Annotated in this window: 12 protein-coding genes and 1 pseudogene; 10 read left to right on the top strand and 3 right to left on the bottom strand. The window is 57.5% G+C overall.

Annotated elements, in window-relative coordinates:
- Positions 1 to 487: 487 nt before the first annotated feature.
- The 7 genes and pseudogenes from BLV09_RS14970 to BLV09_RS14940 all read left to right on the top strand — a co-directional run bounded on the left by BLV09_RS14970 (position 488) and on the right by BLV09_RS14940 (position 8,227).
- Positions 488 to 2,101: an MFS transporter gene (locus tag BLV09_RS14970; RefSeq protein ID WP_146687867.1), complete on the top strand. Its 1,614-nt coding sequence runs from the start codon at positions 488 to 490 to the stop codon at positions 2,099 to 2,101.
- 1,609 nt (positions 2,102 to 3,710) lie between these two features.
- Positions 3,711 to 4,733 carry a helix-turn-helix domain-containing protein gene (locus BLV09_RS14965; RefSeq protein ID WP_146687866.1) on the top strand — a complete coding sequence of 341 codons (1,023 nt, stop codon included), beginning with the start codon at positions 3,711 to 3,713 and terminating at the stop codon, positions 4,731 to 4,733.
- 329 nt (positions 4,734 to 5,062) lie between these two features.
- Positions 5,063 to 5,440 (top strand): annotated as a pseudogene (locus BLV09_RS38065) (transposase); the annotation flags it as partial.
- A gap of 303 nt (positions 5,441 to 5,743) precedes the next feature.
- Positions 5,744 to 6,457 carry a Bax inhibitor-1/YccA family protein gene (locus BLV09_RS14955; RefSeq protein WP_100386654.1) on the top strand — a complete coding sequence of 238 codons (714 nt, stop codon included), beginning with the start codon at positions 5,744 to 5,746 and terminating at the stop codon, positions 6,455 to 6,457.
- A 187-nt stretch (positions 6,458 to 6,644) separates the two neighbouring features.
- Positions 6,645 to 7,130: a TerB family tellurite resistance protein gene (locus tag BLV09_RS14950; RefSeq protein ID WP_167558732.1), complete on the top strand. Its 486-nt coding sequence runs from the start codon at positions 6,645 to 6,647 to the stop codon at positions 7,128 to 7,130.
- A 317-nt stretch (positions 7,131 to 7,447) separates the two neighbouring features.
- The gene (locus tag BLV09_RS14945; protein WP_100386656.1) at positions 7,448 to 7,918 is read left to right on the top strand and encodes a DUF992 domain-containing protein; all 471 of its coding nucleotides are present in this window, start codon (positions 7,448 to 7,450) and stop codon (positions 7,916 to 7,918) included.
- Positions 7,919 to 7,999: 81 nt separating this feature from the next.
- Entirely contained in the window at positions 8,000 to 8,227 is a 228-nt protein-coding gene (locus tag BLV09_RS14940) for a hypothetical protein (RefSeq protein WP_100386657.1), read from the top strand.
- Between the two features lie 219 nt (positions 8,228 to 8,446).
- Here BLV09_RS14940 and BLV09_RS14935 read toward each other — a convergent pair whose 3' ends face one another.
- Positions 8,447 to 10,048 carry a hypothetical protein gene (locus BLV09_RS14935; protein WP_100386658.1) on the bottom strand — a complete coding sequence of 534 codons (1,602 nt, stop codon included), beginning with the start codon at positions 10,046 to 10,048 and terminating at the stop codon, positions 8,447 to 8,449.
- A gap of 507 nt (positions 10,049 to 10,555) precedes the next feature.
- Positions 10,556 to 10,840 (bottom strand): hypothetical protein, encoded by a 285-nt coding sequence (locus BLV09_RS14930; protein WP_146687864.1) that lies wholly within the window; start codon positions 10,838 to 10,840, stop codon positions 10,556 to 10,558.
- Positions 10,841 to 11,315: 475 nt separating this feature from the next.
- Between BLV09_RS14930 and BLV09_RS14925 the strand changes: the two genes are divergently transcribed.
- From BLV09_RS14925 to BLV09_RS38780, 3 genes are all read left to right on the top strand, one after another.
- Entirely contained in the window at positions 11,316 to 11,861 is a 546-nt protein-coding gene (locus BLV09_RS14925) for a hypothetical protein (protein ID WP_146687863.1), read from the top strand.
- Positions 11,862 to 12,151: 290 nt separating this feature from the next.
- Complete coding sequence (locus BLV09_RS14920) at positions 12,152 to 12,670, top strand: hypothetical protein (protein WP_174556543.1); 519 nt, start codon at positions 12,152 to 12,154, stop codon at positions 12,668 to 12,670.
- Positions 12,671 to 12,677: 7 nt separating this feature from the next.
- Complete coding sequence (locus tag BLV09_RS38780; protein WP_433994396.1) at positions 12,678 to 12,881, top strand: DUF6894 family protein; 204 nt, start codon at positions 12,678 to 12,680, stop codon at positions 12,879 to 12,881.
- A gap of 607 nt (positions 12,882 to 13,488) precedes the next feature.
- Here the strand turns inward: BLV09_RS38780 and BLV09_RS14915 are convergent.
- Complete coding sequence (locus tag BLV09_RS14915) at positions 13,489 to 16,230, bottom strand: HAD-IC family P-type ATPase (protein WP_146687862.1); 2,742 nt, start codon at positions 16,228 to 16,230, stop codon at positions 13,489 to 13,491.
- Positions 16,231 to 16,618: the final 388 nt, after the last annotated feature.

Raw genomic sequence — 16,618 nt, 5'->3', positions numbered from 1 at the left:
CAACTTCCTTGCCATCCAGATGGAGCGTATTTAAGCGCCGCGGGGAATTTCTGGTGCCAAAAATGACGCACTAAGAAAATATGAACCACTTTGCGCTGCCCCAACATCCGCTGAGGCCGCCCGCATCGCAAGCTTCAATCCGGTCATCCTTCGCTCACTCGCCGCGTCGCGCAGCAGGGACGTTTCCCACGTGCGTCAGTGCGGCCCTGTCCGCGACAGGCTACGACTGTGTGTGGGAAAGTCAGGCCGATTGTAGACCGTTCTGATAGTTCGGTATTTGAAGCCGCCGAATATGCGAACCAGACCTTACCCTTCGTCATTGAGCGCCGAAGTTCTTGGCCTAAAGTGACGTACATCGAATGTTCTCGTCAAGAAAAGGACCAAGAACCGCTATATGGCGTTTGCCGTCTTAGGCGATGCCGAGCGGTCGCGAAGCCTTATCAATCCGGGGGGCGACCATTCTCCCTCTAACCGCGGGAACCAACCCATGACGGTTGAAGCGAGCCACAAGAACGTGCGGAACGCTTCTTGGTTGCCGATGGTCGTCATTGCCATGGCCCAGATCCTGATGTCGTTCAACATCAACTCACTCCGCGTCTCAATGGCAGGGATCGGTGCAAGCTTCGGCACGCCGCCGACGATGGTAGGATCAGCGATTGTGACCCACTCGTTGTTCATCGCGGGTTTTGTCATGATGGGTGCTAAAGTTGGCGAGTTATACGGTCCGACATCGGTGTTTCGCACGACCGTGGCCCTTTTCGGTGTTGCAATGGCAACAATGGCAGCCAGTCCTAGTGCCACGGTGGTGATTTTCGCTCAAGGCATAGCTGGCGCCGCGGCGGCCGCGTTGGTTCCCACGCTCGTTGTTTTGATCACTAGCACTTACGAAGGCAGACAGCAGGCCAAGGCCTTTGGCTGGTTGGGGGCGGCTGAGGCCGCAGCCAGCGTGCTGGCATTTTTGATAGCTGGCTTTCTTGATACGTGGGTCGGTTGGCGCTATTCATTCGCGCTTCTCGTCGCTCTCGCGATAAGTATCATCATTCTCAGTAGGAAGTTGAAGCCTGTTGAACGTCAGCCGGATTTGCAGATAGATAAAATAGGCGCGGTCTCAGCGGCTTTGGCCATTATTCTCATTACCGTTGGCTTCAACAACATTAACAACTGGGGCTTGCTGCTGCGCGCGCCGGCAGCGCCGTTTAGCCTATTTGGCCTATCGCCGGCGCCCATCATGATCGTCGGCGGCGTTGTGCTAGGTCAGGCTTTTATTGCCTGGTCCAGAAAGCGCTGCGCCGAGCAAAAAACACCGCTCGTCGCGCTGGATCTTATCCGGACGCCCCAACAGCGATCCATCATACTGTTATTGTTTATTATCATTACTCTCGGTTCGGCCGTCAGTTTTCTTATTCCGCTTTACATCCAAATCGTCCAAGGCCGCAGCAGCCTGCAGACTGGCTTCGCAATCATTCCCTACGCATTATCCATCTTCGTTGCCGCAATTCTTGTTTTGCATCTGTATGAATTCATGCCTTGGCGGCGGATCGCTCGTTACGCGTTCGTATTGGTGGCGGCAGGACTGGCTTTGTTGGCTGTCGTTGTTCGAAACGAATGGGAAACATTTTTGGTTATCTTCGGGTTGATCGTGATCGGTCTTGGACAGGGAGCGTTGGTCACGCTTTTGTTCACGGCCATGGCGGCTAGCTCGTCCGGTGAATTCGCTGGTGATGTCGGCGCTCTTCGCGGGACCGCTGCAAACCTCGCAGGAGCAGTCGGCACTGCTGTGGCTGGTGCACTCCTGATTGGTCTCTTGAGTACGAATGTAATGCGTGACCTAACCGATAACCCCATCATTCCGCAGGAACTGAAGAAGCAAGTCGGTCTCGACAATATTACATTTGTCAGTAACGATCGGTTGCTCGAAGTTTTGAGTGCGACGACGGCCGCTCCCTATCAGGTGGCCGAGGCGCTTAGCATTAACACCAAGGCCCGGCTCCGATCGCTTAAGGTGTGTCTTCTCGCCATGGCGGGTTTGGCCCTGATGGCGATTTTCCCGGCCGGCAATCTACCAAACATAGATGAAGCGCGACGCTCTGATTTGCCGTGAGCCATGAGGCCAGCTAGTTGATAAGAGTTACGAACCAGCACGGAAACGGGAGACAGGGATCTCTGCCGGATTTATCAGTGCGCCCGTTTATCCTTCAAACTGGCAAGAAAACTCAGTGCAGGCAACACTTCATCCAAAGACTTCAACATCGCGACGCTGTATCAGTGCGGACACAACTGATTGCCGGCATGCTCGGGATGTTAGAATGCCGCCGAGAAATTCCTGAAGTCGCTTACTCGGGCTGCGGAGAGCTACATATAACCGCACATCGAGCTCGTGCTCGGGCGGTCGCGAAAATCCTGTGCGGCAAGAGCCCGTTGACATGAGGGCAGTGTCCATCGACAACGCTGCGTGTCCTGATACGGACATCGCGCGCCACGGCGCAAAGGTTCACGCTCGCGCTCCCCTCAACTCCACGACCAATGTATCTTACATTATCTGCGTTGGGCTTTGCCGCAGGAGGAAAGTCGGCCCACAGATTATTGGGGGAAGTATTGGCAACCAAATTGATCCGCGCGCAAGCCTGCTGGCCAATGGTGTGCGTGACATCTCTTAAACATTGCGATGCAATGGCATTGTTTGCATTGTTTCTGGCCCGATCTCTGGCCACGCCCTTGATATTCAAGGATTCGTCTCCGGCGCAGGCATTCTCGTCCCCCCGTCGCTCATGCCCGCGATTGAATCCAATACCAGTCAGCTCGATGCAAAAATCGGTCGCGGATACCAAGCTGATTCCGCAACCAAAAACGGCCGCAAAAAGCGCAATAATAACGCAAGTATGTGATCCGATTTTCATAGCTCGTCGGTATCCCCACTTTCGGACTTTCATACCGTGTTCTGCCATTTACCGCCAGAAGCTTCCCTCGTGCGCTGACCGAGCATAAGTGTCGCGCCAAGATGGGCCGTTTGGCTGGTCTGAATCACTGTCGACGCCAAACGCAACGGCCGCGTCACCAAAGCCCAACGGCGTCATCATCGCTTCGACGGATGTGTTCGAACAACTCGGCGGACGAGGCACGAAAATACAACAGCTTCGAGGTGGGATAGCGTTAGCTCTTGAAAATCGAGCAGAGCTGGATATTCGTCGCCAAGGGAGAAGCCAATTGGATGCGTGGCAGCCGATCATCTTGTGCGCACGCAATAAGGGTAGGGTAAAATTTCCGCCACCGCGGCACGGATAAGCCGAGCGGCGGTAAATTACCAAATACTGCGCCACTAGCACGGCTCAGATCTGTCTATGAGCGAGGTCCCGGATGGGCGTTGTCGCGCGCAGCTCGGGAGCAAACTTCTGGACGAGCGGCATCTTGCCCACGCGCTAATCACCTTCCGGGTCAATCCTGCCGGCACGACTGAAGGCACGGTGATGGTGGTCGAAGGACGTCTCGACATTCGCATTGGTCCCGTCCGACTGCGGTGCCCGACCCGTATGCTTCGAAAGGCGCTGAGTCGATGGCAGGGCGGCCGCCGGCCGACATCATGAAATCGATAAAATGCCGCGAATTGCTCACTAGATCGTGATCAGGCCTTCGAAGCAGCGAGAGTAATTTTGTTTCAGTCTGGTTTGCGGCACGTCCATCGATGGCCTGATGGCCTTCCCAAGGATACCCCCGTGACTCCAACCACTTTTGCAACGCAGAACTTGCGCCCGCGAGACCAGCTTCGGGCGTGGCAAGAATGGTTTGCACCTGTATTTGACATCTCCCCGATGGAGCAGGCCGAAGAGGGGTTCTCTGCGAAAAATATCGTTTGGAGCCTGGGGGATATCTCGATCAGCCGGGTATCGGCAGCCTCTGTTCACGTCAAGCGAGCGAAAGCCAATCTCGCAAAGGCGCCCATCGATCATTGGGTGCTCACTTACTGCAGGCAAGGCGTGACGAAGGTTCAAACGCCAAAGGGTGAATTCGACGCGGCAGGAGGTGTACCTTTCCTATGGTCGCTTGGCGAGCAGTTCGAAAGCAAACGGACCCGCGTCGACCGAACTCAAATCCTCTTGTCGCGAGAAGCGTTTCACGACCTCGCTCCGCTATTGGACGCGGCGCGCGGAGCGGTGCTCGAAAAGCCGTGGGGCGGGCTGCTTGGCGACTATATCCTTGCCGTGGAGCGTTGGCTGCCGCTTATGAAAGAATCTGACGCGCCGCGATTGACCGCGGCAGTGCGCAATATGGTCGCTGCATGCATTGCGCCCTCTGCGGAGCACGGGTTTCTGGCACGGGAGGAAATTGACTGCGGTCTGTTGGAACGCGTCCGGCGGATCATTCAGGCGCAGCTGCAGTCGCTGCAACTGCAGCCTGCCGTGCTGTGCCGAATGCTCGGGATTTCCCGGTCCCAGCTTTACCGCCTGTTCGAACGAACGGGAGGCGTTGCGCACTACATCCAGCGTCAGCGATTGCTGCGCGTCTGTGCGGTGTTGTCCGATCCGGCGAACCAGCGTCCAATCGCTGCCATTGCGGCAGATTTCTGCTTTGAAGACGCATCGAGCTTCAGCCGTGCGTTCCGGCAGGAATTTGGTTGCAGCCCCAGTGAAGTTCGATCGGCGGCAAAGGTTGGTATACCACTTGTTGCGACGCGAAGAAACGAGATGAAGGCGGAGGTCGTTCGTTTTGCTGATCTCTTCACGGTTTTCCGAGACTAAGTCGTTCGTATTCGCGTTTCGGCTTCCGCTGACGCGGCTGTCGATGCCTCTCTGCGCGGCGCCGGTGGCAAACGAAGCATCCAAACTTCCAATCGCAAGTGATGGCATATTTTTGAGACGCGCCGTATAGGCGTGGGATTCTGAGCCGATGAAGATTCTGCGTGCCGCCTTACGATCCGTTGGGGCGGTCGCCCGCCGATGCCGTCATCGCGGTGAAATCGGCGGAGCGTACCAGCCTCGCTGGAGCAGGGATTGGAAGCGAGACGCGACCAGAAAAAGTGAGCGCCGCGAAGCGATGACAATGCGATTCCTTAAGGAAAGGATCGGTCATGAGAAGACACAAAGCCGAAGAAATCGTTGCGAAGTTGAGGCATGTTGAAGGATCGGTAGCTAGCGGCAGGCGGATCTCTGAGTGTGTGCGGGAAATTGGCGTAACCGAAGTAACATACTATCGGTGGCGAAATAGATACGGAGGCGTTGAGAGCGATCTGGCCGAGCATTTGACCGAGTTGGAGGCCGAGATTGCCCGGCTGCGCCGGCTGGTGTCGGATCTGACATTGGACAAGCTCATCTTGGCGGAGGCGACGACGGAGGCTCTGAGCCCGGAGCTTCGTGCGGCCTACGTGCTTCATGCCAAGGCAGCGTTTGGCATCTCCGAAAGGCGTGCTTGCCGGGTGCTCGGGCAGCATCGATCGACACAACGCAAGATACGGGCGCGTCTGTCGCTGGAAGCGCCACCGGTGACCCAATGCCATTCGGCAGATGCAAGGTCGCCATCAACGAGTCTGCCCGATCGTCAGCCGCCGCCGCGGAGGAGTGCGATGCGCGGCGTCCTGGATCCCGTGCGACGCGAGGGTGCCGATACCGATCCAGGCTTCGTCACGTCCACTGCTGCAATGTATCTGGTCGGTTAGCACAGAGGACTCCTGCGCCCCATCTTGCGTTCCGGTCTGGCAGCTGACCGTACTGGGGCAAAAAGAGTGTCCGGCGTATGAAAAAGGAGACGATCCATGTCGAATTACGATCGCAATGCAGCCATCCCCGGCGCTCCCGCCGATCGTACGTCCGCGGTCGATGCGGGCCTGCGCGCCCATATGCTTCGCGTCTATAACTACATGGCCATCGGCGTTGGCCTGACCGGTCTCGTTGCGATGCTGACCTATCGGCTCACCGGCCCTGCGCTGCTTCAGAGCCCGATCATGTGGGTATTCATGCTGGCGCCGCTGGCCCTGGTGTTCTTTATCAGCTCGCGCATCAACACGCTGTCGGTGGAAGCGGCAAGACTGCTGTTCTTCGTCTATGCGGCCCTGGTCGGATTGTCGCTTTCGACCATCTTCCATGTCTATACCGGCGTATCGATCACGCGTGTGTTCTTTATCTCAGCCGCGGCCTTTGGCTCGCTCAGTATCTGGGGTTATACGACCCGGCGCGATATGTCGGGTTTCGGTACGTTCCTGGTGATGGGTTTGATCGGCATCGTGATCGCGAGCCTGGTCAACCTCTTCTTGAGGTCGAGTGGACTCGACTGGATCATCTCCGTGGTTGGCGTCGGCGTCTTTGCGGGCCTTACCGCTTACGACACCCAGCGGATCAAGGGGATGTACGATAGCAACGACGACGCCGTTTCCGCGGGCCGTAAGGCCGTGACGGGCGCATTGTCGCTATATCTCAACTTCATCAACCTGTTCATGATGCTGCTGCGCCTGGCAGGTAACCGGCGCTAGGCGGTCTTGCAGCGCGGGATTGGCGCTGACAGTCGATGTTAAAGTTTCGTAAGCCGGTTGTCTTGAACGCGCGCGAATGCCATCTGGCGTTCGATTGCCGCGAGAGAAGACGGTGATGCCTCGTGAAGGTTCGAGGCGCTCCCGGCGCTGGCCGGCATTTGCCGGCCGACCGAAGATTGCTCAGACGATGTTTGGATCCATCAAGACTTTCATTTCGGCTCTCGTGGAGCACGAGCGGCAGGCCCCCGCGGTCAGCAAGCTCCAGCTCGTAACCGCCGCATTGCTCACGCGTGTAGCGACCGTTCAGAACGAAATGTCGCAGGCGAGACGGGCGAAACTTCACGCCGTTCTCAGCTCGTATTTTGATCTGGACGATCCGGCTACCGCCAGGCTGCTTGAGGAATCGGCTGCGGTCGACCGGACCGCTGTCGATCTCTACCACTTCACCCGCCAGCTCAATCAGCTTCTGAACGATGAAGGCCGCCGCCGGCTGGTTCGGATGATGTGGGAAGTTGTGTATGCCGACGGCAGAGTGACTGAACTCGAGGACAATATCATCTGGCGTGTCTCCGATCTGCTGGGGGTGACTACGCGACAGCGGGTCGAGCTTCGTCGGCAAATTGCGCCCGACCGCGCTGTCTTGTCCACGGGTCTTGCCGGCCGGCATTTTTAGCGGGGCGTCGCCGCTCCGGTGGCGACAAAGGGCCGCTGACCAAACGCCTTCTGACTAACGTTCGGCCTGGACCACTCAGCGCGCCAGGCAGCGTTTCGGCTATTGCCGTGCACTGCTTCGGTCATTAACGCAGTGGGTTCTCGCAATCGAAGTTCTCGACGAACGAAATCTGGTTGACGCCGTCGGATATCATCGTGATCTGAAAGCAGGGCCGTGGAAGCCGTGGCCGCAACTTTCGAGGCTTGCAGGGGGACGATGCCGACATCAATGCAGCACTTGTGCACCGAAGCAATAATCAAAGACTGTTGGAGAGATAGATGTCGAAAATCTGCCGTTTAGCGGTGCTATGTGCGTCCATGGTCGCTCTCGCAGGGCCGGCGTTCGCGCAGGCCCAACCTGTTCGAGTTGGAGGATTGACCTGTGACGCTGCTCCGCGCGTGGGATTGATCGTTGGCTCGCGGCAGAATCTGCGCTGTGTCTTTCGGTCGAATGCAACGGGACGGCAGTACAGTTACAGCGGCACGATCAGCCGGATCGGCCTCGATGTCGGGGTCACCGGCGGGGGAAGATTGTTCTGGGGGGTGTTCGCACCGACCTCGCATGTCGGATATGGGACGCTGAGAGGAACCTATGTGGGCGCCAGCGGCAACGCGTCGTTTGGTGTTGGCCTCGGCGCCAACGTACTCGTCGGCGGATCCCATCGCACGATTTCCCTGCAGCCGCTGTCGGTCGAAGGCCAGGTTGGTGTCAATCTGGCGCTCGGGGTGGCCCGGCTGACGCTGCGATAAGTGGCGGATGGTGTCGCGGTATCGCACCCGCGGTCAAGGCCAATGGCCCGGTTTCGTTGAGACCGGGCGAGGAGAAGGCATTTGGCGATATTTCTGAGCGTACTAAGCCTCGCCTGCTTTATCGCAGCTGCTGTCTCGCTCCTGCGTTATGACAGCAAGCATTTCGACCTGCTGGTGTTGTCCGGCGTGATTTTCCTGGGCACCGCGATACCGTCATTTGAAGTCGACGCTTCGCTTGAAGAGCTGAAATCGATCAATCATCGCCTGATAAACCTTCAAACCGGGATCGAGAAACTCCAGCCGCGTTGATCGAGCCTTCGACCTTGCTCGATCCGCGCCATGTCGACTCGCCTTTTGCACGGGGCACCTCGTTAAAGTCATTCGGCCGTTTATTTGCATGCTTCCGAAGCGAAAGCCGAGAAGGTCCGTCCCCGGCATCGCCAAAAGCGCAAGAACTGGACCTGCCACCGTGCTGTGCCGGCGCCCGCGCTGATGCAGCACGCGTGAACGGAATTGCCGCGCCGATGACTAGGCCGACCTGGTGAATCCGAGATCGTCTTCGATCACAGCAGTCGGGCCGATCGGAACCTGGCCTGCGTTGGCCAGGTCGAGCTTGCGGAAGACGATCTTGTCGCGCCAGACCTTGCGGAGGAAATCCTCGAAGACCTGAATCGTCAACTGCTCACCCGGACACCGTCGGTATCCGAAGCCGAATGGTGCGAAGCCAGCGTAATCACAAACCGGAAGGCTCTTGCCGTCGACAACACCGAAAACCGTGCCAAAACCGCTATTCGTGATGTTTGCCTTGCGTCCGTCCTTGACCTCGAAATTTGTGATCTCAAATGGACATCGCGCGAGGCCGATCTGCTGGCACTTGTCTTCAGTAATCTGGGCGCTGGTAGGAACGCCAAGATACCTTGATGGATCGAAAGCATTCGGGTCCTTCCAGTGGACCGGGTCAAGGCTGGTACTCGTGTGGGGTGTGCTGATGTAGCTGTGGCGCTCCATGGGAAAGCCAAACTTTCGCTGCGGAGACGCGCCATAAGCGCTCGTTCGCGCATCCTGGATAGCCGAGATGCTGCCGCCGTTCGGCGATATGACACGGAATAGCTCCATGACGAACAATTCCAGCGGCGAGAAAGGGGCACCGCTGGCGTTATCGAAGTTTCCGCTCATCGTCTTCTGAAAGGATGCTCGCACAGCTTGATCGCCGCCGTCTTCGGACAACCGCGACATGATCCCGAAGATCGAGTTGCCCCACTGGCTGAGTGCCACGAAATTGTGGAAACACTCGAACACGACGTCCTTCTTCGCAAAGTAACGGCCGTCGCCGGCGTTCTTCAACCAATACCAGGCTATCGTCTTTTCGGGATTCTTGGTTTTGCCACTTTCAATGTCGACGAGTCGATCATCGATCCACGACTTCAGAAAGTCGAGGCGCTCCCGGACGATCATGTAGTTATCATACGTGATCGGCAGCAGAGGATTCCTGTAGGCAAGAACCGTATTGAATGCTTCGCCAATCTGCCGCACTTCGAAGGGAATAGCCTCCGGGGCCACCCCAAGGTGAAGGTCCCAATAGAGGTCAAAATAATAATCGAGGTAATGCCGCATGAACGGCTTGTTGGCGAATTTCTGGTCCATGAGTTTGTCGAAGAAAGCAACGACCTTCGCGCTATACGCCGGCTTGTAAAGGTCCGGCGTCACCCCCGCGAAGTAGATCCTCTTGCGGAGATTATTGGGACCACGTTTCTCAAGACCTTCCAAAAAGACCGTCACGCCGTCTTCGGGGGTTGGTCGCCAGTCGCGGGTAATGAGGCCCCAAAGGTCGTAAGGCAGCGCGTTTTGCTTACTGAAGGTGACGTCGATCATCGGCAGCATCGGACGCTCACCTTCGTAAAAGCTCGTCAGGAAGAACGGTTTGACGGCCTTCTCGACGTACTCGTGATCGAAGTTGGCTGGAATGGCTTCGCGAAAGCGTTGAAACGCAGCTTCAATTTGATCCGGAAGTGATGACGGCGGCGTATCAGCAGATGCCTGCTCCACGCCCGCCACCATTGAGGCGGATGCGCCGCTTCCCAACAAGCCAACGGTAGCGGCGCTTCCCTTAAGAACCGTACGACGGTTCATTATGTTCCGTTCCATTATCTGTTCCTTTCACGTCATGCTCACGTTCGAATCCCCTCTGCCATTTTGCTCGCCACGCATCCGTCATTGTGCATGTGATGAAGAGTGGCTGCCCTGAGGCGTTTGAACGCACGCCGGACGATATGTCCGTACCGTCTTCGGGCGGAGTGGGCGCTGCGTGGCTTGCGTTATAAGTGAACCAAAGAATCAATAGACGCGTTGAGACAGTCGCGTGTCAGGCCGGCGTATGCGGTCCGCGACAACGAAAGAGCAGCCCAACACTAAGTAATGCTGCAACCGACTCCAACTGCTTCGCCCGCTTAATCGCCCCTACCAAAAGAGTAAGCAAGGGACTCACTCAGGCGTTGATCTCGCTTATCCTGACGGATTGATATGTGCGCCGTAATGACAACTGGCCTCGCACAATTCCGCGTGCTGCGTTTAACCCGTTCAGCTTTCCGACTGGGGTCCAGGTCGCCTGAAAGATGGAACGCGGTCGGTAAATCGATGTCAGCGGCAATAGCGGTTCGCTACCGGATGCGATGCGCCATGTCGCGAACGAACCCAGCAACGACCATGGCGCCAATAATAGGGGCTATGCCAATGCCGTCCGTGGCTTCCTGCGATGGCCCCGGCGGTTGCGCCGATTACGGCCCCCCGGCGACCACCGACGGCGCCTCCGATGATCGCGCCGCCTACCGCGCCGCGTCCCGGCGAACTTTGCGCGAGCGCATCGGCCAAGGGAATTGTCGTGGCCAGCGCCAGGGAAAATAGCAACGCCAGGCTACGCTTCATCAGTTGCTCCTCAAAACGTTCAAATTCTTACGATTGCGCGCCAAATTCCTCACAGGACGAACAGCCAAATCGACAACATGCGTTGCCGTCGCTCTCCACTCCTCGCGAAGCGCTCGACGATCAAGTTCGCACGGTTATTGAATGCAACGGCGATGTTGTTTCAGTCAATGCTGCTCTTTGTCAGGTGGCCCACGGTGGATGTTAGTTTGGAGCGGGTCGGAGCATCGACGCCGCCGTGACGGACGAAGCCGCGCCGAGTTGCAATTTGACGCAATTGTGCCAAGTCTCGCGACCATGGTGACTGGACTGTTGTTTGCTTCAGGAAGCTCCATGCCGAGCGGATCCGCCGCAGATTCGGTCCATTGTCGGGCATGAACAGTCGACAAGATGGCTTGGTGCAGGATCAAGCGGAAGGCGGGGGCGGCAGGATTACGAAATGAAGATCTGAAGCCCGCAAATCCAAATGGGGGTGATCATGAGTGAAGACAATTTGCGGGAAGAGACTGCCCCGGGCGATTCCGGCAACGCCAATGCTTGGCGCCGGCGTGTACCCTATCTGCTGGTCTTGGCACTGGCGCTCGCCGGCGTGGCCTACTCGAATATGGCGCAAAAGCCTCTTGCTGGTTACTGGGAGTTGCTAGCCCTGATATCCGGTGGAGTGTGTATTTTCACCGAATGGGACAAGCCCAAAGACAAGCAAGCGCGAGTCCGGCTGATTTGGACCCAGACTGTTCACTGGGTTGCCGTCCTCGTTGCCATGAACATTATGTTGCTGACCGGTGTTCAGCAATTGCTGCCAGCGCCAGCCACCAGCCTGGTCCTTCTGATGTTGCTGGCGCTCGGCTGTTTTCTGGCCGGGCTCAATCTAGCTTCGCTCGAACTGTGCTTTCTCGGGTTCGTCTTGGCTCTCGCCGTCCCGGCGGTCTCGTGGGTCAAGCAATCCATGCTCTTTGTCATTCTTGCTGCTGCCTTCGTGGTTGGCATTGGCATGACCTTCTGGTCAAGCCGGAAGGAATCCTGAACGACGCGCAAAGTTGTTCGAGTGGTTGGATCGGCGCCGCCACGCTCCATCGACGCGGATTGGTCGTGGTAGCGACGACAGCCTCCCCACGAAGTGCCCGCCGCCACCCTAGCAGGGGCGTCATACGACCCAGCGCACCGGCGAATTCAACGCGGCGTTTTGTCTCGCCGGGTTTGCGTTTTGTTACAAGAGATTAATCCACTAGCCAGCCTGGCGTAATACGTCGGAACCTATCTCCAGCGAACGTTCGAACCCGCAACTTATTCAGGCGTGGTTGTTCGGAGATTCATATGAACCGAATTTTTAAATCCGCAACATTCGTACTGGCGGCTATCTACTTCCTTGTGGATGCAGTCTTCGTGACGGTTGTTCGACCTTTCGTCAACCGGATTGCCGCACACTGGATATTCGGAAGTCTTCGCGTCCGGATAGTTTCGTTGCACCCTTATCCCACCCTAGCCTTGTTCGCTGTGCCTCTGATCGTTCTCGAACCCGTCAAGCCGGTTGCCGTTTATCTGATTGGTACGGGCCACATGGCGGTGGGGATGATTGTGATTGTCGTAGGCGAAGTTCTAAAGCTTGTGCTCGTCGAACGCCTCCTTAGCATAACCCGCGATAAGCTCATCTCGATACGCGCATTCGCCTGGACATATGGGAAGTACTCGCAGGCCATGGAATTGCTGGAATCGTTTGAGCCATGGCAGTCGGCGCGACGCTGGAGACGTCTCGCCCGGTACGCCGTCCGCAGTCACTTTCAGGAAGTGAGAGCCTCTCAGACGCTAGAACGCGTCTCGTTCCGGCTCCGCTAACGCTGCCATGCGATACTTTTTCCATATCTGCGACGGCCCGAAAGTCTTTTCCGATGAAGTGGGAAACCGCCTTTCGAGTCCAGAGCAAGTTATAGATCAGGCTAAATTCCTCGCTACTGAATTGAGCAAGGCGGGCGAGTTCTGCCGGTCAAATCTCGTATTCGTCGTGGACGAGAAGGGCCACCGTATTTTCGAATGCCCGGCTTCATGAAGCACGTCGGCCATGCCACGGCGGCGTTGCTAATTCAGACCGGACAGTGAGCCATGCGCAGCCTTCGGTCGATTGAGGTCCGCCGCCCGTTGCGGAAGGCGATTGGCAGCATGGTGCTTCCACGACCTGAGACCGACATCCGGTCGAGGCGTCTGAGGGACGCTCCATGAATCGGACGGCGGGGAAGCGTTCTCCTGTTCGTATGACACGGGCGAGGGGATATGTTCGCTAACGAGTTTGTTGTTTGTGGGATCGAAGCCGCGCTATCCGGCGCCAGGAAGGTATGACTCCGTCCAGGAAATCCCGGCGCCCCCCGCTAGTGGCCACTGCCGTAGAATGGATGCCGGCCGCCGCGATGACGCCATTGGCGATGCTTAACGTGACTGCGCGAAGATACTTCGGTCGTCATTTTCCCGAAAGAGGCCCAAAAGGGGTTCGGATCGATTGGCGACACGGCTTTGGCAGCTGGGGGCGGTCCCGCCAGAACAATAATTCCGCCAATGGTCAGAACACTGAGCATCTTCCTTGCGTTCATCTCCAGTTCCTTTCTTTGAGATTATTGAGGCTCACTACCGGTTAAGGTTCCTCCACCCAACACCATTCAACGTTAGGGGGCTCGGACTGCCGCAGCTACGCCTTCCGGCGAACGCGTTAGCCGGATGATCAGTTTCTCCGCTTCTACCACGAAAAAGAACACGAAGCCGCCGAACAAGAGCCAAGGCCAAATGCGGAGTGGAATGGCTGCAGTTTCAAAGAGGACTTGTAGTGGCGGCGCGTAGGTAAACAAAAGCTGCAAGATAACGACCGCGCCGATGCCCAGAGGCAAGTACTTATTGTCCAGATGCGCCTTCAGGGAGAGCGACGATCCGATCTTGTAACGGCTATTGAGCAGGTAGAATATCTGACCAATGACAAGTGCGTTGACGGCAACGGCTCGCGCAAGCGCATCCGATGCGCCATTTTGCTTCATCCAGAAGAACGCCCACAAGGTAAGTGTGAGCAGCGCCAGGCCGACAAAGATGACACGCCAAATTCCGAAAGCGTCGAGTATCGGAAGGTCGACCGCGCGCGGCGATCGTTGCATGACGTCAAGTTCGTGTGGTTCGAAGGAGACGACGAGTCCAAGTGCCACAGACGTCACCATATTCACCCAGAGTATCTGAGGCGCCGTGATCGGCGCCGTGAATCCAACGAAAATGGCAACCATGATCACGAGTCCCTGGGCCACGTTCGTCGGCAACATGAACAAGATCGCCTTTTCGATGTTATTGAAGACCGTGCGCCCTTCCTTGACCGCTGCCGTGATCGAGGCAAAGTTGTCGTCGGCGAGCACCATTTCGGCGGCCTCTTTGGTGACCTCGGTGCCCTTGATTCCCATCGCAACGCCGATGTCGGCTTTCTTGAGCGCGGGCGCATCGTTCACCCCGTCGCCGGTCATCGCCACGACCTGCTTGTTTGCCTGAATCGCCTTGACCAGACGGAGCTTGTGCTCGGGGCTCGCCCGCGCAAACACGTCGATGTCCCGGACCCGCTCCTGTAGCGTCGCGGTATCCATATCCTCGATTTCGGCTCCGGTGATGGCGGTCTTCCCATCGCCAATACCCAGCATCTTGGCGATCGCTGCGGCGGTAATCTTGTGATCGCCGGTGATCATCGTGACGCGGATACCGCCTCCATGGCACTCCTTGACCGCTTCGATGGCTTCCGTGCGTGGCGGATCAAGCAATCCAATCAACCCGAGCAGGACCAAATTCGTCGGGAGATCTGCCGGACCAAGGCTACCGGCCTTGACGTCCGGGTGCTCCTGCCATGCCATGGCCAGCACGCGTTCCCCTTGCGCGGCGAGCTTATCCGACATCTGCAACCAATATTCGCGCTGGATCGGCGCCGGTTCGTCGGCCTGCTGCCGGTCGCAATTCTCCAGGATGATTTCCGGAGCGCCCTTGACCAGAAGCATCTGCCTACCGGCCGCATCCTCGTTCAAGGTGGCCATGAACTTGTGTTCGGATTCGAACGGGATGATATCGACCCGGCGACATGCCGATTGCTCTGCCTGCCGGTCAAGTCCGATCTTCGCGGCAAACGGATATAGCGCGCCCTCGGTCGGATCGCCCTCGACTTTCCAGACGCCGTCTTGTTCGAGCAGTTCGGCATCGTTGCAGAGCACCGACACCCGGCCCATCAGCGTCAAGACCGGATCCTTGTCGGCGGACTTTCCATCTTTGAGAATTTGGCCTGTTGCGGCGTAGCCTTGGCCAGTGATGCCGTAGGCCGCTTCACCCGTGACCGCCGAGACGACCATCATCTCCATGAGTGTGAGCGTACCGGTCTTGTCGGAGCAAATGCGGGACACCGATCCAAGTGTCTCGACGGCGGGGAGGCGCCGGATGATGGCATTGCGTTGGGCCATCCGCTGAACGCCGATCGCCAACGTAACGGTAATGAGAGCCGGCAAGCCTTCTGGAATAACCGACACGGCGATACTGACCACGGCCTGGAAGATTTCCACAAAGGGCATCTCCCGCACCCATCTGCCGAAGGCAAACACGATGACGCTCACCACGCCGATCACCGCGGTGATCGCGTATCCAAATTTCTTGATCTGACGCAGCAGCGGCGTTTCGAGCGCGCTGACGGCCGCCATCATCTGGTTGATACGGCCTAGTTCGGTATTGTCGCCTGTTGCGACGACAATACCGGTGCCGCGTCCGGAGGCGACCAGCGTTCCTGAGAAAGCCATTCCTTCTCGATCCCCGACGGTTGCACGTTCAGCGACCGGCTCCGTGGTCTTGTCGATGGGGACCGACTCGCCGGTGAGGGCAGCCTCTTCGGTCCGCAGGTTCTTTACGTCGATCAGGCGCAAATCCGCCGGGATCTTGTCGCCGGATTCGAGAAGCACGATGTCACCGGGGACCAGATCCTCGGACGGAACCAAACGGGTCTCGCCGCCGCGCACGGTTCGGGCTTCGGCAGACAACATGTTTCGGATCGAGTCCAAGGCCTTCTCGGCTTTTCCTTCCTGGAAAAAGCCGAGCAATGCATTGAGAACAACAACAGCCAAGATGATCGACGCATCGAGCCACAGGCCAACCATCAGCTTGACGAAGCCCGCGCCAAGCAAAACATAGACGAGGATGTTATTGAACTGCAGCAAGAACCGCTTGAACGGCCCTTGCTTGCGCCCCTCCGGGAGCCTGTTATGGCCGTACTCCTCGAGTCGTTGCTGAACATTGGCCGCAGACAGACCGGACTGAACGTTAGTATCGAGACGGCGGATTACTTCATCCGCTGCGACGGCATGCCAAGGCGTGAAGTCGCTCTGCGATCCGGTCGTGACCTGAGAGTTCATTACCGTGCTCCGCGATCTGATCATGCATCCGGTTTCGAGCGATCCCGTTTACTCCGGCGTGCGGCCGCCAGATGACTTCTGGAGGCACTTTTGCAATCTGAGAAGCCGATCTCCAAAGCGACCTTAGCAGAAACGCGAGTAAAGCGGCACGAAATGGCGCCCCCGTGCAAACCAAGCTTCGTCTGGTTGATTGGGGAGCGGCGTCCAACTGCGCGCGTAAACTTCCTGTCGACAATGTTGCGGCGCGGTAACTCCGGACTAGCAAGGTGGAGCGACGTCGTCTGTTGTTTGGATCGGGTGTGAATCCGTTAGCGGTCGTCCGTAACCGGCGTTGCAGCTTGTATTGCCGCCTCCAGAGCCGCAATATCGCGCCGTTGAATCCGGCTAA

It is taken from the genome of Bradyrhizobium canariense, assembly GCF_900105125.1.
GTDB classification, from domain to species: Bacteria; Pseudomonadota; Alphaproteobacteria; order Rhizobiales; family Xanthobacteraceae; genus Bradyrhizobium; species Bradyrhizobium canariense_A.
Note: the sequence above shows the minus strand (reverse complement) of the source record. Positions and strands in the feature narration are given on the sequence as shown.

Excerpts from the sequence above, each read along its gene's own strand:
- BLV09_RS14920 (WP_174556543.1), top strand. The coding sequence starts at position 12,152 with ATGAACCGAATTTTTAAATCCGCAACATTCGTACTGGCGGCTATCTAC.
- BLV09_RS38780 (WP_433994396.1), top strand. The coding sequence starts at position 12,678 with ATGCGATACTTTTTCCATATCTGCGACGGCCCGAAAGTCTTTTCCGAT.
- BLV09_RS14945 (WP_100386656.1), top strand. The coding sequence starts at position 7,448 with ATGTCGAAAATCTGCCGTTTAGCGGTGCTATGTGCGTCCATGGTCGCT.
- BLV09_RS14930 (WP_146687864.1), bottom strand. The coding sequence starts at position 10,840 with ATGAAGCGTAGCCTGGCGTTGCTATTTTCCCTGGCGCTGGCCACGACA.
- BLV09_RS14915 (WP_146687862.1), bottom strand. The coding sequence starts at position 16,230 with ATGAACTCTCAGGTCACGACCGGATCGCAGAGCGACTTCACGCCTTGG.
- BLV09_RS14955 (WP_100386654.1), top strand. The coding sequence starts at position 5,744 with ATGTCGAATTACGATCGCAATGCAGCCATCCCCGGCGCTCCCGCCGAT.
- BLV09_RS14970 (WP_146687867.1), top strand. The coding sequence starts at position 488 with ATGACGGTTGAAGCGAGCCACAAGAACGTGCGGAACGCTTCTTGGTTG.
- BLV09_RS14935 (WP_100386658.1), bottom strand. The coding sequence starts at position 10,048 with ATGAACCGTCGTACGGTTCTTAAGGGAAGCGCCGCTACCGTTGGCTTG.
- BLV09_RS14925 (WP_146687863.1), top strand. The coding sequence starts at position 11,316 with ATGAGTGAAGACAATTTGCGGGAAGAGACTGCCCCGGGCGATTCCGGC.
- BLV09_RS14950 (WP_167558732.1), top strand. The coding sequence starts at position 6,645 with ATGTTTGGATCCATCAAGACTTTCATTTCGGCTCTCGTGGAGCACGAG.